Source organism: Denitrificimonas caeni (assembly GCF_905120345.1).
GTDB lineage: Bacteria > Pseudomonadota > Gammaproteobacteria > Pseudomonadales > Pseudomonadaceae > Denitrificimonas > Denitrificimonas caeni_A.
Window position 1 is genome coordinate 181304 of the sequence record NZ_CAJHOA010000003.1, and the last position, 21568, is coordinate 202871.

General features: G+C 50.0%; 19 protein-coding genes. 14 read left to right on the forward strand and 5 right to left on the reverse strand.

Translation table 11 applies throughout. The features are described from left to right. The first annotated feature begins 3 nt into the window (after positions 1-3). The 11 genes from plsX (at position 4) to JYJ62_RS07025 (ending at position 9419) form a co-directional block, all read left to right on the forward strand. A complete protein-coding gene (gene plsX, locus JYJ62_RS06975; protein WP_269751402.1) occupies positions 4-1017 on the forward strand; it encodes a phosphate acyltransferase PlsX in 1014 nt (337 codons plus the stop codon). 131 nt (positions 1018-1148) lie between these two features. Beyond that, positions 1149-2087, forward strand: coding sequence for an ACP S-malonyltransferase (gene fabD / locus JYJ62_RS06980; RefSeq protein ID WP_205341493.1), 939 nt, complete (start codon positions 1149-1151; stop codon positions 2085-2087). A gap of 13 nt (positions 2088-2100) precedes the next feature. Continuing rightward, the gene (fabG, locus tag JYJ62_RS06985; RefSeq protein WP_205341494.1) at positions 2101-2844 is read left to right on the forward strand and encodes a 3-oxoacyl-ACP reductase FabG; all 744 of its coding nucleotides are present in this window, start codon (positions 2101-2103) and stop codon (positions 2842-2844) included. A gap of 212 nt (positions 2845-3056) precedes the next feature. Beyond that, positions 3057-3293, forward strand: a complete 237-nt coding sequence (gene acpP / locus JYJ62_RS06990) for an acyl carrier protein (protein WP_151183787.1) — start codon at positions 3057-3059, stop codon at positions 3291-3293. A 101-nt stretch (positions 3294-3394) separates the two neighbouring features. Next, complete coding sequence (gene fabF / locus JYJ62_RS06995) at positions 3395-4636, forward strand: beta-ketoacyl-ACP synthase II (protein WP_205341495.1); 1242 nt, start codon at positions 3395-3397, stop codon at positions 4634-4636. A gap of 2 nt (positions 4637-4638) precedes the next feature. After that, complete coding sequence (gene pabC / locus JYJ62_RS07000) at positions 4639-5454, forward strand: aminodeoxychorismate lyase (protein WP_205341496.1); 816 nt, start codon at positions 4639-4641, stop codon at positions 5452-5454. 5 nt (positions 5455-5459) lie between these two features. Beyond that, complete coding sequence (gene mltG / locus JYJ62_RS07005) at positions 5460-6503, forward strand: endolytic transglycosylase MltG (RefSeq protein ID WP_232365746.1); 1044 nt, start codon at positions 5460-5462, stop codon at positions 6501-6503. A gap of 10 nt (positions 6504-6513) precedes the next feature. Then, a complete protein-coding gene (gene tmk, locus JYJ62_RS07010) occupies positions 6514-7149 on the forward strand; it encodes a dTMP kinase (RefSeq protein WP_205341497.1) in 636 nt (211 codons plus the stop codon). Continuing rightward, entirely contained in the window at positions 7139-8122 is a 984-nt protein-coding gene (locus tag JYJ62_RS07015; RefSeq protein WP_205341498.1) for a DNA polymerase III subunit delta', read from the forward strand. Before tmk ends, JYJ62_RS07015 begins: the two co-directional genes overlap by 11 nt. Positions 8123-8219: 97 nt before the next feature. Continuing rightward, positions 8220-8576 (forward strand): PilZ domain-containing protein, encoded by a 357-nt coding sequence (locus JYJ62_RS07020; protein ID WP_205341499.1) that lies wholly within the window; start codon positions 8220-8222, stop codon positions 8574-8576. A gap of 54 nt (positions 8577-8630) precedes the next feature. Then, positions 8631-9419 (forward strand): TatD family hydrolase, encoded by a 789-nt coding sequence (locus JYJ62_RS07025; protein ID WP_205341500.1) that lies wholly within the window; start codon positions 8631-8633, stop codon positions 9417-9419. 153 nt (positions 9420-9572) lie between these two features. Here JYJ62_RS07025 and cmoB read toward each other — a convergent pair whose 3' ends face one another. From cmoB to JYJ62_RS07040, 3 genes are all read right to left on the reverse strand, one after another. Continuing rightward, on the reverse strand, positions 9573-10532 hold the full coding sequence (gene cmoB / locus JYJ62_RS07030; protein WP_205341501.1) for a tRNA 5-methoxyuridine(34)/uridine 5-oxyacetic acid(34) synthase CmoB: 960 nt from the start codon (positions 10530-10532) through the stop codon (positions 9573-9575). Further along, positions 10529-11272, reverse strand: coding sequence for a carboxy-S-adenosyl-L-methionine synthase CmoA (gene cmoA, locus JYJ62_RS07035; protein ID WP_205341502.1), 744 nt, complete (start codon positions 11270-11272; stop codon positions 10529-10531). Before cmoA ends, cmoB begins: the two co-directional genes overlap by 4 nt. Positions 11273-11337: 65 nt before the next feature. Further along, positions 11338-12237: a DNA-3-methyladenine glycosylase 2 gene (locus JYJ62_RS07040; RefSeq protein WP_205341503.1), complete on the reverse strand. Its 900-nt coding sequence runs from the start codon at positions 12235-12237 to the stop codon at positions 11338-11340. 303 nt (positions 12238-12540) lie between these two features. On the opposite strand from JYJ62_RS07040, the gene JYJ62_RS07045 reads away from it, so the two are divergent. Then, positions 12541-13473 (forward strand): ketoacyl-ACP synthase III, encoded by a 933-nt coding sequence (locus tag JYJ62_RS07045; RefSeq protein ID WP_205341504.1) that lies wholly within the window; start codon positions 12541-12543, stop codon positions 13471-13473. A gap of 186 nt (positions 13474-13659) precedes the next feature. Here JYJ62_RS07045 and JYJ62_RS07050 read toward each other — a convergent pair whose 3' ends face one another. Then, positions 13660-15657 (reverse strand): peptidase U32 family protein, encoded by a 1998-nt coding sequence (locus JYJ62_RS07050; RefSeq protein ID WP_205341505.1) that lies wholly within the window; start codon positions 15655-15657, stop codon positions 13660-13662. Positions 15658-15779: 122 nt separating this feature from the next. Beyond that, the gene (pbpC, locus tag JYJ62_RS07055; RefSeq protein ID WP_232365735.1) at positions 15780-18101 is read right to left on the reverse strand and encodes a peptidoglycan glycosyltransferase PbpC; all 2322 of its coding nucleotides are present in this window, start codon (positions 18099-18101) and stop codon (positions 15780-15782) included. Positions 18102-18481: 380 nt separating this feature from the next. Between pbpC and pilB the strand changes: the two genes are divergently transcribed. Together pilB and JYJ62_RS07065 are read left to right on the forward strand one after the other, a co-directional pair. Next, positions 18482-20176, forward strand: coding sequence for a type IV-A pilus assembly ATPase PilB (gene pilB, locus JYJ62_RS07060; protein ID WP_205341507.1), 1695 nt, complete (start codon positions 18482-18484; stop codon positions 20174-20176). A 3-nt stretch (positions 20177-20179) separates the two neighbouring features. Beyond that, the gene (locus JYJ62_RS07065) at positions 20180-21397 is read left to right on the forward strand and encodes a type II secretion system F family protein (protein WP_205341508.1); all 1218 of its coding nucleotides are present in this window, start codon (positions 20180-20182) and stop codon (positions 21395-21397) included. Positions 21398-21568 lie beyond the last annotated feature (171 nt).

Consider the following 21568-nt stretch of genomic DNA (forward strand, 5'->3'; position numbering starts at 1 on the left):
ACCTTGATAGGTTCAGCGATAGCGGTTGATGCAATGGGCGGGGACTATGGTCCCCGTCTTGTTGTTTCTGCGTGTATAAAAAGTTTAATAGAGCATCCTAGCCTGCGTTTAGTGTTGGTGGGAGACTCGACCCTCATTGAGTCTGTTCTGGCTCAGTGTTCTCCAGTGGATCGTTCGCGGCTGACAGTACAGCACGCCAGTGAAAGTATTTCCATGACTGATCTGCCTGCGCATGCCTTGCGCCATAAGCCCGACTCATCCATGCGTATTGCTTTGCAATTATTGCGCGATAAACAGGTGCAAGCGTGTGTCAGTGCTGGTAATACCGGCGCTTTAATGGCGTTGGCTAAGCATATACTGAAACCTTTAGCGAATATTGATCGACCCGCCATTATGACAGCTTTGCCGACCTTGATCGGCGAAACACATTTGCTGGATTTAGGTGCTAATGTCGATGTCAGTGCGCAGCAATTAGTACAATTCGCTTTAATGGGCTCAGCTGCGGTGCAGATTCAAGGTATTGATCACCCGCGTGTTGCGTTGCTTAATGTCGGTAGTGAAGCCAATAAAGGCAATCAACAGGTTAAGCTGGCTGCTGCAGAGTTACAGGCGATGCCGCATATCAACTATATTGGCTACGTGGAAGGTGATGGTGTTTTTCGCGGTGATGCTGATGTGGTGGTCTGCGATGGTTTTGTTGGCAATGTCTTGCTTAAATCCAGTGAAGGTTTAGCTACGATGATTGCCGCGCGGATTAAACAGCGCTTAGGCCGAGGTCCTCGTGCATGGTTATTGGCGTGGTTGGCGGCACCCTTGTTAAAGGTCTTGCGTTCAGAGCTGGCGCCAGAGCGTTATAATGGCGCCTGCTTGCTAGGTGTGGACGGTGTCGTGGTGAAAAGCCATGGCAATGCCTCGCAAGAAGCATTTCAGGCTGCTATTAGCGTTGCCTATGTTGCTGCGCAAGGACGTTTAGCACAACGCTTGCAGGTGCACTTGCAAGGATTAAACGGCGTTTAAGTACAGAGTAAATCAGCTAGAATGTAGCTAAAGTGTGACGGATGGATAAGGCTTATCATCCAATAGTCGGTTTGTTATTCGCTTCCTATGCGTGGCAAACTTCCTTTGTTGAATGACAGGTAATGATAGTTATGAAGGCTTCTCTTGCGTTTGTATTCCCTGGCCAAGGCTCTCAAGTCGTTGGCATGTTGGCAGACATTGGTGCTGCAGAGTCAATTGTGCTTGATACCTTTGCTGAAGCATCCACTGCTTTAGGTTATGACCTCTGGGCGTTAAGTCAGCAAGGCCCAGCCGATGTATTGAATCAAACTGATAAAACTCAGCCCGCTATTTTAACCGCGTCGATTGCGTTGTGGCGTTTGTGGCTAGCAAAATCAGCGGCGCAGCCTGCGTATGTTGCAGGGCACAGTTTAGGTGAGTACTCCGCTCTCGTCGCCGCTGGTAGCTTGTCTTTAGCCGATGCAGTGCGCTTAGTTGAGCGCCGCGGTCAATTAATGCAAGAAGCAGTGCCTGCTGGTACAGGTGGTATGGCGGCTGTTTTAGGTTTGGATGATGCTGATGTGCAGGCTGCCTGTGCAGAGGCGGCGCAAGGCGAAGTGGTTAGCGCGGTTAATTTTAATGCGCCCGGTCAGGTTGTTATTGCTGGTGCGGCGGCTGCAGTTGAGCGTGCGATTGAGGCGTGTAAAGCACGTGGAGCTAAGCGAGCGATTGCCTTACCGGTGAGCGTTCCTTCACATTGTGCTTTGATGCAGCCTGCTGCGCAGCAGTTTGCAGCCTCTTTAGCCGCAATTAAATGGCAGCAGCCAAAAATTGCTCTAGTACAAAATGTCAGTGCTGAAGTCGTGACTGATTTGGCCGTTTTAGAACAAAATCTCTTGGCTCAATTGTACAGTCCTGTGCGCTGGGTCGAGTCGATGGTGTGTTTAGCTGCGCAGGGTGTTACTGATGTCGTTGAGTGTGGTCCAGGTAAAGTCTTATCTGGCCTCAATAAGCGCTGTATTAAAGGCGTAAACACCTATAATTTAGAGACCCCTGAAGCATTTGCAGCAGCCTTAGCTGCGCAGCTTTAATATGGAGATGATAATGAGCTTACAAGGTAAAGTCGCCTTAGTCACCGGCGCCAGCCGTGGTATTGGTCAAGCCATTGCTCTGCAGTTAGGCGCACAAGGTGCCACTGTTATTGGCACTGCTACCTCTGAGAAAGGTGCGCAAAGTATCAGTCAAGTCCTACAGGATAACGGCATTCAGGGTACTGGTATGCTGCTTAATGTCTGTGATGCTGAGTCTGTCGCTGCGACACTTGAGCGCATCCAGACTGAGTTTGGTGCGCCACTGATTTTGGTCAATAATGCTGGTATCACTCGCGATAACCTGATGTTGCGGATGAAGGATGACGAATGGTTCGATGTTATTGACACCAATTTACACAGCTTATACCGCATGTCTAAAGCAGTGTTACGCGGTATGACTAAAGCACGTTGGGGTCGAATTATCAGTATCGGCTCAGTGGTAGGTGCAATGGGTAACGCAGGTCAAGTAAACTATGCTGCAGCGAAAGCTGGTCTGGAAGGTTTTGGTCGCGCTTTAGCGCGTGAAGTGGGCTCACGCTCAATCACCGTGAATGCTGTGGCCCCTGGGTTTATTGATACCGATATGACCCGTGATTTACCTGAAGCGCAGCGTGAAGCATTGTTGACACAAATTCCATTAGGGCGTTTGGGGCAAGCTCAAGAAATAGCTAATGTGGTAGGTTTTCTTGCTTCAGAACAGGCGTCTTATGTCACTGGAACAACGATTCCAGTGAATGGCGGCATGTATATGAGTTAAAATGACTGTTATTGTGACCAAAGCATCGTATTTTGAGTCATAATTGCAGTTTGGAATATTAGAAATATTTGTGCGATGCCTGATGCAGCGCACAAATAGATCAAATAAGTGGTTCGCAAAGGGCGAGCAGTTCGCTTAAAATGCGCAAACCCTTTTATACAAAGCGGCAGCTTGAGTTGCCCAGTTTTTTCCATTTAGGAGTGATACACGGTATGAGCACTATTGAAGAACGCGTTAAAAAAATCGTTGCTGAGCAATTAGGTGCCAAAGCAGAAGACGTGACTAACAGCGCATCTTTTGTTGATGATTTAGGCGCGGATTCATTGGATACAGTTGAGTTGGTAATGGCTCTTGAAGAAGAGTTCGAGACTGAAATTCCTGATGAAAAAGCTGAAAAAATCACTACTGTTCAAGAAGCAATCGACTACATCAACGCTCACGCGCAGTAATGTAAACGGTTACTTTGCAACAGCGAAAGCCGCGCGACTTTTTATGAGCTGTGCGGCTTTTTTTTGTACAGCAATTTTTACATTAACAAGAGGTTGTCGCCATGTCGCGTAGACGTGTCGTAGTTACCGGGATAGGCATGCTGTCCCCACTAGGTGTTGATGTCGCGCAAAGCTGGTCAGGCATCCTAGCTGGTAAAAGCGGTATCAGTTCGATTGAACATATGAACGTTGAGGCTTTTTCGACGCGTTTTGGTGGCTCAATCAAAGGTTTTGATATTGAACAGTATATGCCGGCCAAAGATGCACGCCGCTTAGACTTGTTTATTCAATATGGTTTGGCTGCGGGTTTGCAGGCTATGCAAGATTGCGGCCTGGAAGTGACTGATGCCAACCGTGAACGCGTTGGTGTGGTGATGGGTTCCGGTATTGGTGGACTGACCAATATTGAGAACACTAGCAAAACGTTAGTCGAGCAAGGCCCACGACGTATTTCGCCATTTTTTGTGCCCGGTTCAATTATCAATATGATTTCCGGTGTTCTGTCGATCCAGTTGGGCTTACAAGGTCCTAATTATGCGATTGCGACAGCCTGTACCACAGGTACGCATTGCATTGGCATGGCCGCACGTAATATTGCTTATGGCGAAGCCGACGTGATGTTAGCGGGTGGTGCTGAAATGGCAGCCTGTGGCTTAGGTCTTGGTGGCTTTGCTGCTTCGCGTGCACTGTCGACCCGCAATGATGATCCGCAAGCGGCAAGCCGCCCTTGGGATGCCGAGCGTGATGGTTTTGTCTTGTCCGACGGTGCTGGTGCGGTGATTCTTGAAGAGCTTGAGCATGCCAAAGCGCGTGGCGCCACCATCTATGCAGAAGTGGCAGGCTTTGGTATGAGCGCTGATGCCTACCATATGACCTCTCCACCGGAGAAGGGCGATGGTGCGGCGCGTTGTATGGCCAATGCGTTACGTGATGCCGGTATGCGTCCTGACCAAGTGCAGTATGTTAATGCGCACGGAACATCGACATTGGCGGGTGATTTGGCCGAAGTCAATGCGCTAAAAACTGTGTTTGGCGATCATGCGCAGGCTTTAGCTGTGAGCTCAACTAAGTCAATGACTGGGCACTTATTAGGTGCTGCCGGTGCGGTTGAAGCGATTTTCAGTGTTTTAGCGATTCGTGATCAAGTCGCGCCGCCGACCATTAACTTGGATCAGCCGGGCGATGGTTGTGATTTAAACTTTGTTGCCAACCAAGCACAGCCGATGAAAATTGATGCCGTCTTGTCTAACTCCTTCGGTTTTGGTGGTACCAACGGCTCGCTGTTATTGCGCCGGTACAGCTAGACGTGCAAGCCTGGATTAACGGTCAGCCCGCAGATTGTATTGCGCTGGCTGACCGTGGTTTGGCTTATGGTGATGGTCTATTTGAGACCATTAAAGTTCGCAATGGGCGCGCGGCTTTATTGGAGCGACACTTAGCCCGCTTGCACGAAGGCTGTCAGCGCTTACTGATTCCTTGCGATATGTTGGCGTTACGTGACGAGTTGTTGGCTTATATGCAGCAGCTGGGTAACGGTGTCTGTAAATTAATCTTGACCCGCGGTGTCGGCCAACGTGGTTATGGCATGCCAGATCCTTGTCTGCCGCAGCGAATACTGCAAGCGTCAAGTGTTCCACAATGGCCTGTTGCTCATCAGCAGCAAGGTATCCAACTGTTTGCCTGTCAGTTGCGACTCTCTGCACAGCCTCTATTAGCTGGATTAAAGCATCTCAATCGTTTAGAGCAAGTCTTGGCACGTGCCGAGTGGTCAGACCCTGCTTATGCAGAAGGTTTACTGCTGGATAGCCAAGAGCGTGTGGTTGATGGGGTGTTTAGTAATATTTTTATCGTCCGTGATCAGCAATTGATAACGCCTGCGCTGAATCGTTCAGGTGTGGCCGGGGTGATGCGTGCTGAGCTGTTAGCACGTGCCGCCGCTGCAGGTGTTGCTGTCCAGATTGCTGATATTTCATTGCAGCAATTGCAACAGGCTGATGAGGTTTTTACCTGCAATAGCCTCTACGGTATTTGGCCGGTATGCGGCTATGCAACACAACACTGGTCGATCGGACCTGTGACTCGTAAACTGCAGCAACTTATTACAGATTTAGTGGATGAATAGCCGTGTTGCGTAAGTTATCGATTGCTTTTATGAGTGGCTGCTTGTTTTTGGCAATAGCGGTTGCTGTGTTGTTTTGGATGCAGCGTGAAGTGCTTGAACAGCCTTTACAGGTTGACGGTGAATACCTGCTTAATGTCCCCGCGGGTAGCACACCCAATGGCTTGCTGTTGCAGTTGCAGCAGCAAGGTGTGTTGCATGGCGCTTTTTGGCTACGTTTAAGTTGGCGTTTGCAAGGCCATGTGCAGCCTTTGCATACAGGCGAATATCAACTGAGCCCCGCGATGAATGTCGCACAGTTACTAGAGAAGTGGCGCGTGGGTGATATCTTGCAATACCGCGTGACACTGGTAGAAGGTTGGAACTTTAAGCAAGTACGTACGGCTTTAGCACAACAAGAGAAATTACAGCACACTCTTGGTGAGGTCAGTGACAGTGAGTTGATGCGTCAGTTGGATCAAGCCAATGTGCATCCTGAAGGACGTTTTTTTCCTGATACCTATAATTTTATCCGTGGCCAAACTGATTTAGATATTCTGCGACAAGCCAATCAGCGCTTACAGAAAGTGCTGGCCGAAGAATGGACGCAGCGTGCCGATGATTTGCCGTACCGTAATCCCGATGAAGCGTTGGTGATGGCCTCCATTATTGAAAAGGAAACTGGAGTTGCCCACGAGCGCGATGAAATTGCTGGGGTGTTTATTCGCCGTTTAGGTCTTGGCATGTTATTGCAGACGGACCCAACGGTTATTTACGGTATGGGGGAACGTTACCGCGGTAAAATCACCCGTGCTGATTTACGCCAACCAACGCCTTACAATACCTATGTGATTGCTGGCCTGCCGCCAACACCGATTGCGATGGTGGGGCGCGAGGCTATTCATGCCGCGCTGCATCCCAAAGCCGGCAAAAGCTTGTACTTTGTTGCACGTGGCGATGGCAGTCATGTGTTTTCTAATACGCTGGCGGAACACAATAAAGCTGTACGTGAATATCAGCTTAAGCGTCGTGCTGATTACCGTTCCAGTCCAGCCCCAGTGACAGCTCAATAAGGACCTTATGATGCGTGGATTGTTTATTACTCTAGAAGGCCCTGAAGGTGCAGGTAAAACCACTAACCGCGCCTACCTCGCTGAGCAGTTACAGGCTCAGGGTTTTGCTGTGGCGTTAACGCGTGAGCCCGGCGGTACGGCTTTAGCCGAGCAGATTCGCGCTATTTTACTGGCTCCGCATGATGAAATCATGGCGGTGGATACTGAATTACTGCTGATGTTTGCCGCCCGTGCACAGCATTTATCACAAGTGATTCTGCCGGCTTTAGCAGAAGGTAAAATCGTTATTTGCGATCGTTTTACGGATGCGACCTATGCCTACCAAGGCGGTGGCCGTGGCTTGGATTGCTCACGCATTGCTCTACTAGAGCAGTTTGTACAAGGTGATTTGCGTCCCGAGATAACACTGTTGTTTGATTTGCCGGTGGCTGACGGTATGGCGCGAGCTGTCGCTCGTGGGAAATTAGATCGTTTTGAACAAGAGCAACACGATTTTTTTGAAAAGGTTCGTCAGGCTTACTTGCAACGTGCCAGTGATGATCCAGAACGGTTTCGCTTAGTGAATGCCCAGCAGACTTTACCTGAGGTACAAAAAAGCCTTGATGTGCATCTGCTAGAAATTATGGACCGTGCACGTGAGCAGTAAGCTGTACCCGTGGCAGGCCGGACTCTGGCAGTCGTTAGCCGGGCGCAGTCAGCAAGCGCATGCTTATTTGTTGCATGGCCCAGCGGGTAGCGGTAAGCGTGCCTTAGCTGAGCATTTTGCGGCCTTTTTGCTCTGTAAAGCATCGCTGCAACAGCAGCCGTGTGGACAATGTACCTCCTGTAAACTCTACGCTGCCGATACCCATCCTGATTTGGTTAGGCTGGAGCCGGAAGAAGAGGGCAAGGGTATTTTGATTGCCAGCGTACGCGAACTGGTCGCGAAGATTTTACAAACCTCGCAGCAAGGGGGCCGTAAAGTGGTGATTGTTGAGCCGGCTGAAGCAATGACAACCGGATCGGCCAACGCTTTATTAAAAAGTCTTGAAGAGCCTGCAGGTTCAACCGTTTTCTTGTTGATTAGCCATCAGTTTAGTTTTTTGCTGCCGACTATTAAAAGTCGCTGCGTGTTACAAGCCTGTCCGCTGCCGAACGAGCAAGAAAGCGTGCAGTGGTTACAGCAACAATCCGAACTCAACGAAGAGCAATGCCACACCGTGCTGGCTCTTGCGTCAGGTTCACCGCTGAGTGCGCAAAAACTGTTGAACGCTGATGTATTGGCTATTCGCGAGCAGGTGGTCAGTGGGGTTAAGCAGTTATTTAAGCAGCATAGCAGTCCCAGTGATTTGGCGCTGGCTTGGGCTAAAATGCCGCCAGAGTTACTCTTCGAGTGGTTTTGTCAGTGGGCGCAACTGATCCTACGTTATAAAATGACTGAAGATGACAGTCAGCTCGGCTTGGCAGATATGAGCGTGGTATTAAAACACGTGGCACCAAGGGCGCCGTTAGCGTTATTGCTAGAGACTCAAGACTGGTTACTTGAGCATCGACAAAAAGTATTGCGGCGTGTGCCATTACGTGCTGATTTGTTGCTAGAAGGGCTACTGGTTCGTTGGCAAGCATTGTTGCCGCGCTGATTGCGTCTATCTGTGCGTATAATGACAACAACGCGCTGGCTTGTGATTGCAACCAGACACTCGAAACAGACCGTTATTGACGTGCAAGGAAGGTGCTATGAGCTTACCCCCGACTGTGAGTCCGAGTAATAGTATTTTATCGCTGACCATTAAAGATAAATCCGTGCTCTATGCGGCCTATATGTCCTTTATAAAAAATGGTGGTCTCTTTATCCCGACTGGCAAAGAGTACAAACTCGGTGATGAAGTATTTATGCTGCTTAACCTCATGGAAGAGCCGGAAAAACTTCCACTAACCGGCAAAGTCGTCTGGGTGACTCCGCGCGGCGCACAAGGTAACCGTGCCGCTGGAATTGGCGTACAGTTTAATGAAGACGACACTGAAGCCCGTAATAAAATTGAAACTTATCTGGCTGGTGCACTGAAGTCAGATCGACAAACACATACCATGTAGCTGCAGCGCCTGAATAATGACGTTGCATAAACACTTTTAACAACGGTTCCCCCCATGCTTATTGATTCACACTGCCATCTCGACCGACTTGATTTGACTGCTTATAACGGCTGTCTCGACACCGCACTGCAGGCTGCCCGTGACCGTGGTGTGGGCCACTTCCTCTGTATCGGTATCAGTGTTGAGAATGCGCCGATCGTGCGTGCTTTTACTGAGCGCTATGCCGATGTCGATTGCTCAGTCGGTGTGCACCCACTGGATTTAACCCGTGGTAGTGAGCCAACCATGCAATGGTTGCTTGATGAACTGCAGCATCCTGGTGTGGTCGCAGTGGGTGAAACAGGTCTGGATTATCACTATCAAGCAGAAACGGCGCAGATGCAGCAGGATTCGTTTCGCTTGCACTTAGATGCGGCGCGGACATGCGGCAAACCCGTGATTGTGCATACCCGTGAAGCCAAACAAGACACCCTCGACTTATTACGCGAAGCAGCGTTACCGCAAGCTGGGGTGATGCATTGTTTTACCGAAGACTGGCCGATGGCTAAAGCTGCGCTGGATTTAGGTTATTATATTTCGTTTTCAGGCATCGTGACGTTTCGCAATGCTGAGGCGTTACGTGAGGTGGCGCTACAGGTGCCCAGTGATCGTATTCTAGTGGAAACAGATTCACCTTACTTAGCACCGATTCCACACCGCGGCCGACCTAACTTCCCCGCCTATGTCGCTGATGTCGCGAAGTTTGTCGCTGAGTTACGCGGCGTGCCCTATGAGGAGCTTGCCGCGCAAACCACAGAGAACTTTAAACGCTTATTTCCGTTGGCGCGTGTACAAACCAGCTAAATCAATAATTAGTTAAAGGTTGGTGCATGCCGTACTTCGGTATAGGTGTTTATCCGCCGATGAGCCCGTCCGCGGTTCAACTCCGGCGCATAGCTGGCTCAATCATTGAGCGTGAAGTATTGAAAAAATCACGCATATCCTAGTGGTAAATGATTAAGGCTTACGCGCCACTATCACCGCGCGCATTGGCGCCGGTAGGCCTTCGACTGTTTTGCGGGGATCTTCAGGGTCGAGGAATTCTTCTAGTGAGTGGTATTTCATCCAGTCGGTGGAGCGTTGTTCGTCAATGGAGGTGTGGCTGACATCCACGCAGTGCACATCGATGAAGCCGGCGCGGCGCAGCCAGAGTTCTAAGGCGGCGACTGAGGGGAGAAACCAAACATTGCGCATTTTAGCGTAACGGTCTTCGGGGACTAGAACTTGGTTGCAGTCGCCTTCAATCACTAAGGTTTCCAGCACCAGTTCACCGCCATTGACGAGGCAATCTTTCAGCGCTAAAAGGTGATCAATCGGCGATTTGCGATGATACAGCACGCCCATAGAAAAGACCGTATCAAAGCCTTCTAGTTTGGCCGGTAAGTCTTCTAGGGTGAAGGGCAAATGCCAAACGGGCGGTGCGTCGAAAAAGCGCCGCATCGCCTGAAATTGACAGAAAAATAACCAGTTGGGATCAACCCCGACTACGGTCTTTGCGCCGGCGCCGAGCATGCGCCACATATAGTAACCATTACCGCAGCCGACATCTAAAATACGCTTACCACGTAAATCAAGGTGCGGACTGACGCGATCCCATTTCCAATCGGAACGCCATTCGGTATCGACATGCAGATCAAAGAGATGAAAGGGGCCTTTGCGCCAAGGGATTAATCCCTGCAAAGCCGTGTGCAGCTGCTTACGCTCAGCATCGTTGCAGGACCCGTCTAGGCGAAACTCGCTAGTCAGTTCGCGGGAGGTTGGAGTTAAAGCGGGTAAGGCCTCCACCGCAGCCGTCCAACGCGGTAAATCACCGTGGCTGATGGTGTATAAATCATCAAACTGTTGCTGTATGCCGCGTGACCACTCTTTTAGGGGTGTGCTGGCAAGTTGCTGGACGAGCGGGGAGAAATCAATCATGGGATGGCAATCAACGAGGCAAAGTTAAAACACTGGAACCACACGACAACCTTGCTGAAACCAGCGCTGTATAAACGCTCACGGTGTTCTTCAAGGCTGTCAGGTAGCATGACTTTTTCAATGGCGCGGCGCTTTTGTGCGATTTCCAGTTCGCTGTAACCATTGGCGCGTTTAAAGGCCAAGTGCAAATCATTAAGCAACTCATGCTCAGCGGGATCATTAAAGCGTAGTTTTTCTGACAGCACTAAAGCGCCGCTGGGCAGTAAGGCATGGTGAATATTTTGCAGCAGCTCTAAGCGTTGTTCAGGTGCAATAAATTGCAGGGTGAAGTTCAGCGTGACTAAAGAGGTGGGCTGCAAAGGCAAGGTCAGAATGTCTGCCTCTATCACCTCCACCGGTAACAATTCTTGGAACATCGCATCTTGCGCATTCAGGTGTTCACGGCAACGCTCAACCATCGCCGCAGAATTATCGACAGCAATAACTTTGCAACCACTGTGGCTGACATGGCGACGCAGCGCTTGAGTCACCGCGCCGAGTGAGCAGCCTAAATCGTACAGAATGCTATTGGCTTGGGCGAATTGTGCGGCCAGAACGCCGGTGTTTTCCACAATGGTGGGATAACCGGGGACTGAGCGCTTAATCATATCGGGAAAGACGCGCACCACATCTTCATTAAAAGTGAAGTCGGGGACTTGCGCGAGCGGTGTATTAAAGATGCGATCAGGGGCGTGAGTCATGGGCTTGAACAGACAAAAAAGAAAGCCATTATGCCACATCTGGCGTGGAAAAATGGCCGCTACGTTTAACCACTAAAACCTTGTGAGTGCCAGAGGTGCGCGGCAACTAGTGCGCGCCAAGGCGTAAACTGCTGCAACCACTGCTCCGTTTCTGCGGCGCTAAGGCTGTCGACATTGAGCAGACGCTGCAGATTACGCCGCACCGCCGCGTCACCATGTAAGGAGCCGTCCAGCCACGCAAAACCACGCATCAACGTATAGTTGACTGTCCAAGGACCAATCCCCGGGATGGCCAGTAAGTCAGTACGCAGCTGCTCAATATTGCTTGCATCAACTTGGCGGGGAAAGGCGAAGGTTTGGTTGCTTAGCAGCTGGCTGATCTGGGCGATGGCGCGGGCTTTATTAAATGACAGACCAACACTGCGCAGTTGTTCAATCGAGACGTGCGCGACACGCTGAGCATCGGGATAGCACCACAGACCAGAGCAGTGTTGCACACCGGTTAACTCAATAAAGCGACGGCGCACATTGAGCGCAGCGGCGACACTAATTTGCTGCCCCATAATGGCCCAGCTGACCGCTTCAAAAGGGCTGCTGGTTTGTGCGACCCGCAAGCCAGGCTGTTGGCGTAATAATGCCCCTAGTTCAGGATGCTGTTGATGCTGCTTAATAAACTCAGCCGTGGGTTGCTGAAGACCTAGGAAAGACTCCAACCACTTCGGCCAGTCGTTTTGCGTAGGAGCAGGGAGGCCTTGATTCGCTGCAAACTGCAGCTGCGCGCATGCCTGTTCTGGGGTGAAGTGGATGCTTAAACAGGCTGGCTGATTCTCCCACATGAGGCCTTTTTCCAGTCTGTCAACACTCACGCGCTCGGCCAGTTGCAGGCTGTCACGTTGATGAAAACTTAGGAAGTCGGCGACATGGTAGTCCGTCGGCAAGGCAACAGTGTGGGTTAAGACCGTCATGACAAAGACCGCTACTGAGAGTGTGTGATATCGACAATATACGCATTTATTCGCCAAATTGTAGGCCCAGGAGTGCTATTGTGCAGCCCTGTTATGCGGATTTCCTTGCTTACGCCCTTTGGCCTATAGCATACAATGTGTCGTCAGGCTATTGTGGGGCGTCACAGCTGGAACAGAATTTGAGGCTTGGCCGCCAGCAGAACACGTGCAGTAATGCGCGTATTTTTTTATCTGACAGTGACTCTTAAGTCGAGCGCTGGGTTAGCGGTCATCTAAGGCGGCTTTTAACGTGGAAGATGCACGATGATTGGCATACGCAGTATTGCAAGTTACATCCCGGAAGACAGAATTGATAACATCGCGCAAGCGCAAAGCTTTGATCGCGATGCTGAGTTTGTTAAGAATAAATTAGGCACAACGACATTGTCTGTGAAAGCAGAGAATGAGGAAACCTCCGATTTGTCGGTGCGAGCAGTGCAAAATCTGTTGGCGAAGAACCCCGATTTAAAACTTGAAGATGTGCAGGCACTCGTCGTTGTCACGCAAAATGGTGATGCTGAAGGTCTGCCGCATACTTCAGCTATTGTTCAGCACAAGTTAGGTTTGCCACTGCATGCAGCGTGCTTTGATGTATCGCTGGGTTGTTCGGGGTATGTCTATGGTTTGTATGTGCTGAAAGGCTTTATGCAGGCTACAGGTTTGAAAAATGCCATTTTAGTCACAGCCGATCCGTATTCGAAAATAGTTGATCGCGCTGATCGTATGACCACGCTATTATTTGGTGATGCAGCAACCGCGACTTGGATGACTGAAGATCCGGTCTGGGAGCTGGGGCCTGCCCGTTTTGGTGGTGATGGTGGTGGTGCTGACTATCTGGTGGTTAAAGATGGCTGCTTTCATATGAATGGCCGCCAAGTGTTCAACTTTGCTAGTTTGAAAATCATTCCGCATATGCAAGAAGTGCTGGATGAGTTGAATATGAGCATGGATGATGTTGATGCCATTTGTTTGCATCAGGGCAGCGGCGCAATTGTCGATGCGATTGCTAAACGCCTTGGTGACAACGGCACTAAAGTGCTTAAGGATATGTTTGGCGCGGGGAATACCGTGTCATCATCGATTCCGATGCTGCTTGAGCATTATGGCTTTGATGGCCAGTGGAAGAATGCTTTGCTATCCGGCTTTGGTGTCGGCTTGTCATGGGGATCGGCACTGTTGGTACGCCACGAGGGTTAACTCTTCTTGCTATTAGCGACGAGTTTTAGTTGACCTTATGTGCTTGTTTTATCTGGGTCTGGCGCTGTATGTAACAGTGCCATTGGCCAATGGCACTGTTAGTGACGAGAGTGTTAGCGAAGAGACTGTACGGCTGAATATTGTTGGATCTTACAAGGGGGTATGTTCCCCCTCTGTATTTTTCCTTTAGCGCTTAATGGTTTTCATTAAGTCTTCAGGGCTGATGTGGCCGACGACAGCGGCGTTAGTTTGCGCACTACCGAGCTGCGGCATATTAAGGATATGACCTTTCATCTTGCCGATGATATGCATTTCACAGGGTTTGCAATCGAACTTCAGCGTGAGCACTTCATCGCCATGAATCAGCTGCATATCACTAACTTTGGTGCGCACGCCGGTGACGCCTTTGGCTTGCTTCGGACAAAGATTAAACGAGAAACGCAGGCAGTGTTTGGTGATCATCACTGGCACATCGCCGGCTTCTTCGTGCGCCTCATAGGCCGCATCAATCAACTGCACACCATAACGATGATAAAAAGCGCGGGCTTTTTCGTTGTAGACGTTAGCTAAGAAGGTTAGATGCGATTCAGGATAGACTGGCGCTGGATCGCTGACCGGCTTGCGGAAACCTTTTGGATGCGCCGCTATACGTGCGGCAGTCAGTGCTTCAATGGCATCCCGACGCAAATTTTTCAATTGTGAATTAGGCACAAACCACGCCTGTTCAGCCTGCACATTAATCTTCTGCGCATGATAAATCGTCGTGCCCAGTTTACTCAGGGTGTCTTTGATTTGTGCAATCGCTTGCTTGGTATCACTGGCCAGGGTAAAGGGGCCAGCCTGTTGCATGCTGACGCTCACACCTTCTTCACTGGTGGCAATAAGGGTCAGCTGTTGCTCATCAAGCTGCACTTGCCAGTCCACTAACACACGGCGTTCGGCGGATTTCTTTTGCAGCGCTTGCTGCCAGTTATGATCCATATTGCGGTTGAGCTGATAGGGCGGGCGCAGTTCTTTTAACTCGGCGCGCATATCATTCGGCACCACGCGGTACTGACGAATCATCTGCCCATCTTGTTCATATTCGCAGACTTGTTGCACGGTATTGGCGCGAAAGCCGATTACTTCACGTTTATATAAGACGTTTAAACCATCGCCATTGGCCAGTGGTTCGCTGGTTTGTACGCTGATATCGTTTCTGCCAATGCCTAAGATTTCACCGACTGGCAAACCAATAAATTTCGGTGAATCAAACGCGCCAATATCGACTTTACGATCACTGACGAAATAATCCGTGCTACCACGGTGGAACGTTTTATCGGGATCTGGGGCAAAAAAATGTTCGGTAAAGCCACTGGAAGAGCGTGCTAGCTCAGGACGTTCCAGTAAGATTTGATCAAGCTGCTGACGATAATACGCCGTGATGTTTTTCACATAGATCATATCTTTGTAGCGCCCTTCAATCTTAAAGGAGCGTACGCCAGCATCAACCAAATCACGCAAATTAGCGCTTTGGTTATTATCTTTCATCGACAACAGGTGCTTGTCGTACGCCACCACGCGGCCTTCATCGTCTTTTAAGGTGTAGGGCAGGCGGCAGGCTTGTGAGCAATCGCCACGGTTGGCGCTGCGTCCGGTTTGCGCATGGGAAATATTGCACTGGCCGGAGAAGGCCACACAGAGTGCCCCATGAATAAAGAACTCAATCGCTGAATCAACATTCTGACTGATCTCACGAATTTCTTGCAGGTTCAGTTCGCGAGCCAAAACTAACTGCGAGAAACCTGCTTGCGAGAGAAATTTGGCTTTTTCTAAAGTGCGAATATCGGTTTGCGTACTGGCATGCAATTCAATCGGCGGCAGATCCATCTCCATCACGCCCAAATCTTGCACAATCACTGCATCAACACCAATGTCATACAGCTCACAGATGAGTTGTTGCGCAGGTTCCAGTTCGTCATCATGCAAAATAGTATTGATGGTGACAAACACCTTGGCATGAAACAGATGAGCAAACTCCACCAGCCCAGCAATATCACTCAGGCTGTTGCTGGCGTTATGCCGTGCGCCAAAACTCGGTCCGCCAATATAAACCGCGTCGGCACCATGCAAAATGGCTTCTTTAGCAATAGTGGCATCGCGGGCAGGACTGAGTAACTCAAGGTGGTGTAGAGGTAGAGACATAGTTTTTAAGGGTTCAAATATAAAAAAGGCTGAGCAGCACGCGGCACGATCTTAGGATCGAGGCCAGGCAATACATTAGATGGGCGCAGTTTACCACAGGGTAACGCCAGACTGGCAGACCATCAGTCGACCACAGAGAATTGTACGCTGCCGGTTTGCCCTGTTTCATCGAGAACGCTGAGCTGATACAGACCTGCTTGCTTAAACACATGATCAAAGCCTGCGTCATTTTCAGTGTTAAGCAACGGCCGACCATTCAGGTACCACCACTGCCGCGCACCGCCTCCGAGGCTGGAGAAATGCAGGCGCAGTTCACTGGCTTGCCCCGCAGCACGTTGTAGACGGTCGCCTTCACTCACGCCAACAATTTGCATAGGCTCGCTAGACATCAATAGCGGCGGCGGGCAGCTCGGATCAATCGCAGGTAAACGAGAACGCCGTTGTTCGGCCAATGGCAGCCAAGGTTCTAATGCGGCGGGCCATAACGCCAGCCGTTGCGGTTGTGCATCGGGGCAGTTTTTACCGACACGCAGCCCTTTTTTATTCAGCCAAAGCAGTGGTTGCAACTCACTGCTAAATGGCTCACCCATGGTTAATGTTGGCGCAATGGTGCCATTTAGCGTCCAAGCGAAACGCAAGCGCCGACAGTTATTATCGCTGCGCGGCAACACTTGACCTAATGGCCAACAAATAGCGGCGACACCGACTGTGGTCGGCTGTGGGTCGGCTCGATCAGCTTTACCACTTTGTCGGTCGCGATGATTTAACACATCATGCACTTGCAACAATAACGGTGTGGCCGAGGCTAAACCAAATTGTCCCGGTACCGGTGTGCCATCCGGGCGACCAATCCACACGCCAATTAAATAGCGCGAACTGACGCCCACCGCCCAAGCATCACGAAAGCCATAGCTGGTGCCAGTTTTCCAGGCCAAGGGCGCACGCTCGACCAGCTGTGCGCGTGGATCTAGGTCAGGGCGGCGCTGTCCGGATAAAATCCGTCGCACAATCCACGCGGCCCCGGCTGACATTAAAGGCTTCTCTTGCAACGCTTGGTGTGGCTGAAAACGTAACTGCGCCACTTTTCCGTGACGAGCAAAGGCACTAAAACCGCTGACAACATCCTCTAAGCGGCTGCCCACCCCACCTAAAATTAACGCCAAATTAGGCTCTGCGCCGCGAGGTAATAACAAGGGTATACCGGCATTACGCAACTCGCCGGTAAAACGCTTAGGACCATAGGCTTCTAATAGTTGCACTACTGGCAAATTCAGCGAGCGGGATAACGCTTGGCTAACCGATACCGGGCCACTAAAACCTTGTGAAAAGTTACCGGGACGATAATCCCCGGCATGGCGTGGTACATCTTGCAGCAATGACTCCGAATGAATTAAACCCTCATCCAGCGCCAGTCCATATAAAAAAGGTTTGAGTGTGGAGCCCGGCGAACGCACGGCTTGGATCATATCGACATGGCCAAAACGCTGGCTATCTTGTAGGTCTAACGAACCCAAGTAGGCTTGCACTGCCATGGTCTCGTGCTCCACCACGATAATTGCTGCCGAGGTGCGCTCGGGTAAACGCGCACGCCAACCCAGCAACATATCTTCCAGACGTCGCTGCAAACTGGCATCGATGGTGGTTTCAATGGCTGCGGGACTCTTGGCATGATTCAAACGACGTGCCAATAACGGAGCCAAGGCGGGTTTATGGCGCGGCGCTAGCCACACCGGTTCTTGCAAGGCATCATTAATCGCCGCCTGTGGCCAGACTGCAAACTGCGCGAGCCTCTGTAGGATTTTATCGCGCGCTGCTTGTGCTCGCTGAGGATGTCGATCAGGACGTAAACGGCTGGGTGCTTGTGGCAATACCGCTAACAATGCAGCTTCGGCGCGACTTAAGGTTTTTGGTGCTTTACCTAAATACGCCCAACTGGCCGCTGCCACACCTTCTAGGGTACCGCCAAAGGGCGCACGATTGAGGTATAAGGTGAGAATTTCATCTTTGGATAAGTGCCATTCCAACTGCGTCGTCCGCCATAGCTGACGCAATTTACCGCGCAGCGTACGGGGATGTACATCAAGCAAGCGTGCGACCTGCATCGATAAAGTACTGCCACCCGACACCACGCGTCCGCCTTTGAGGTTTTGCCACGCCGCTCGGGCAATGGACAGCGGATTAATCCCTGGATGTTGATAAAACCAGCGGTCCTCATAACCCAGCAACGCTTCAATATAGTAGGGCGAGACCTGATCAATCTGCACTGGATAACGCCAGACACCCTTATGATCAGCAAAACGCCACAAAGGCGTCCCGTCCTGTGCCAACACCACGCGCGCCATATCGTCTTTAGGTAGAGGCAATGGGTCAACAGTATCGGCAAGCCAGAGCAGGGCACAGAGCAGCACAACACCGCCACCGAGCCAGCGCCATGTATGCTGCAAATGCCAACCAAACCTTCGCCCCACCTGCACCACCCTAAAAGATTAATAATTGCTTAAAGCTAAGCATAGCTACAGACTGAGCAGTTTAATCTGAAATAGAGTTGCTGGTGTAAAAGAAGGGTGAGTCTTTACGCGCGGGGGTGGGATTTAGGCGTATTTACTGATCAGTTCCTGCACCTGCAGACAAAATTTGTAACTTATAGTTTTATAGAATGGCAGGTCTTTGTCAGTGACTAGAGTATTGTGTTGGTCAAAATTATTTTGCGGCAGACGGCTCGCAAATATCTGTATAAAAAAGTCTAGAGAGTTTGGCGGTTAGGGGCGTTCTAGGCTATAAGTAGCCTTATTACACTCAATAACACTGCGTGCAGGCAAAAAGCATGAATGATAGCGTTAATTTAACTGGACTGGCCCGTCAAATAGTCGACGCCGGCCTTCTCGACGAGAAGAAAACGCAGGATGCGGTGCTGCAGGCCAAGCGTAACCAAACGTCTTTGGTCTCTTGGTTGGTACAAAATAAATTAGTCAAAAGTCTGCCTTTAATGGAACTGGCGTCGGCGCAGTTTGGTGTTATCTACCTTGATTTAAACGCGGTCAATCCAGATGTTTTTCCTAAAGAGTTAATCAGCGAAAAACTTGCCCGTCAGCACCGTGTATTGCCGCTCTATAAACGAGGCAGCAAGCTCTATGTGGCGGTTTCTGACCCAAGCAGTTATCAGGCGCTGAAGGATATTCAGTTCAGCACTGGGATGACGATTGAGCAGCTCTTGGTGGAAGATGAGAAGCTGGGGCGTGCCATTGATAAACTCTATGAGTCAGCAACAGGTGGTCTGGATGGCATGGATGATGCCGAACTGGATAGTTTAAGTTTAGAACAAACTGAAGCTAAAGGCCCGTCGCAAGGTGACGAGATTGATGAAACGCCAGTAGTACGTTTTGTTAATAAAATGCTGCTCGATGCGATTAAAGGCGGCTCTTCAGATTTACACTTTGAACCCTATGAGAAAATCTACCGTGTGCGCTTTCGTACTGATGGCGTGCTGCATGAAGTAGCGAAACCGCCCGTACAGTTGCGCGATCGGATTTCTGCACGCTTAAAAATCATGGCCAGTATGGACATCTCTGAGCGCCGTAAACCCCAAGATGGGCGGATCAAATTAAAGGTCACGGCTAATAAATCCATCGACTTCCGGGTCAATACCTTGCCGACGCTGTGGGGCGAGAAAATCGTGATGCGTATTCTCGATTCCAGCAGCGTAAAAATGGGCATTGATATGCTTGGTTATGAAGAAGATCAAAAACAGCTGTATTTAGAGGCGCTGCACCAGCCGCATGGGCTGATTTTGGTCACCGGGCCGACAGGCTCGGGTAAAACTGTTTCTTTGTATACGGGCTTAAGTATTCTCAACATGGTTGATGTCAATATTTCTACCGTTGAAGACCCGGTGGAAATTAACCTTGAGGGGGTTAACCAAGTCAACGTTAATCCTAAGCAAGGCATGGACTTTACCACGGCATTGCGCGCTTTTTTACGTCAAGATCCTGATGTGATTATGGTCGGTGAAATTCGGGACTTGGAAACTGCTGAGATTGCGATTAAAGCCGCGCAAACAGGACACTTGGTGATGTCGACATTGCACACCAATAGTGCTGCAGAAACGTTGAACCGTTTGCGTAATATGGGTGTGGCCTCTTTTAACTTGGCAACCTCTTTGACCTTGATTATTGCTCAACGTTTGGCGCGTAAACTGTGCAGCTGTAAGCAAGAAATTGTCGTGCCGGATGAGGCGTTATTACACGAAGGGTTTACCCATGAGCAGATTGGTACCTTTAAAGTGTATGAGGCTAAAGGTTGTGAGAATTGTAATGCCGGTTATAAAGGCCGCGTGGGTATCTACGAGGTGGTGAAAACGACGCCGGAGCTGCAACGGATTATTATGGCCGACGGCAACTCGATGGAGATTAGCGCACAGATGCGCAAAGACGGCTTTAATAGTTTGCGTACGTCGGGGTTACTGAAAGTCGTTCAAGGTATCACGAGCCTTGCCGAAGTTAACCGTGTCACTAAGGACTAGAGCATGGCTGAAAAAACTCCAAAAACTAATATGTACAAATGGGAAGGCAAGAACCGTCAAGGCTCGGCGATGTCTGGGCAAATGCCTGGACAAGACGCTTCTCTGGTTAAAGCTCAGTTGCGTAAGCAAGGTATTAATCCCACTAAAGTGCGCAAAAAGAGTTTTGATATATTTAGCGCTGGCAAAAAAATCAAGCCGATGGACATTGCCATTTTTACTCGGCAAATGGCTACGATGATGAAGGCCGGTGTACCTTTATTGCAGTCCTTTGACATTATTATTGAAGGGTTGGATAACCCGAATATGCGTAAGTTGGTGGATACCTTGAAAAACGATGTGGCCAGCGGTAATAGCTTTGCAACGTCATTGCGCCGGCATCCGCTGTATTTCGATGATCTGTATTGCAACTTGGTCGAGTCGGGTGAACAGTCCGGTGCTTTAGAAACCTTGTTGGATCGTGTCGCAACCTATAAAGAAAAGACAGAAGCGTTAAAAGCGAAAATTAAAAAAGCGATGAACTACCCGCTGGCGGTGATTGCGGTTGCTGTGATTGTGACAGCAATCTTGCTGATTAAAGTGGTGCCGCAGTTCCAAGAAGTATTCGCCAGTTTTGGCGCAGAGTTGCCGGCCTTTACCTTGTTTGTGATTGGGGTTTCAGAGTATATCCAGCATAGCGGTTGGATTATCGTGCTGGTTTTTGTGGCTGCAGTGTTTATCTTGAGACGGATGTACCGTACGTCGAAGAAGTTTCGCGATGGTTTGGATCGTGCTCTGCTGAAAGCACCGATCTTCGGCAATATTATTTATAACTCATCAGTCGCACGTTTTGGCCGGACTTTAGCGACGACATTTGCCGCGGGTGTGCCTTTGGTTGAAGCTCTGGATTCGGTGGCTGGCGCGACAGGTAATGTGGTGTTTAAGGAAGCCGTGATGAAAATCAAGGCAGACATCTCCGGTGGTATGCAGTTGAACTTTGCCATGCGCAGTACTGGCGTGTTTCCGTCGATGGTGTTGCAGATGACCTCGATTGGTGAAGAATCCGGTGCTCTGGATGAAATGTTGGATAAGGTGGCGACGCACTACGAAGCAGAAGTTGATAATGCTGTGGATGGCTTAACTGCTTTGATGGAGCCGCTGATTATGTCAGTGCTTGGAGTGTTGGTCGGCGGTTTGATTATCGCCATGTACCTGCCGATCTTCCAGTTAGGCGCGGTGGTGTAAAAGGCTTGCTGTAATCTAACGGGTGTATTTGCCGATTGTTTACGCTGTGTTTATGCGCTTGTGTAGGCGCTGGCCATACCTGTGCCAGCTGTCTGCTGATCTCTAACCATTTGGTAAATACCTCGGCAAAGATTACAGCCCATATGACCGCTTGATAACACGATATTGTTG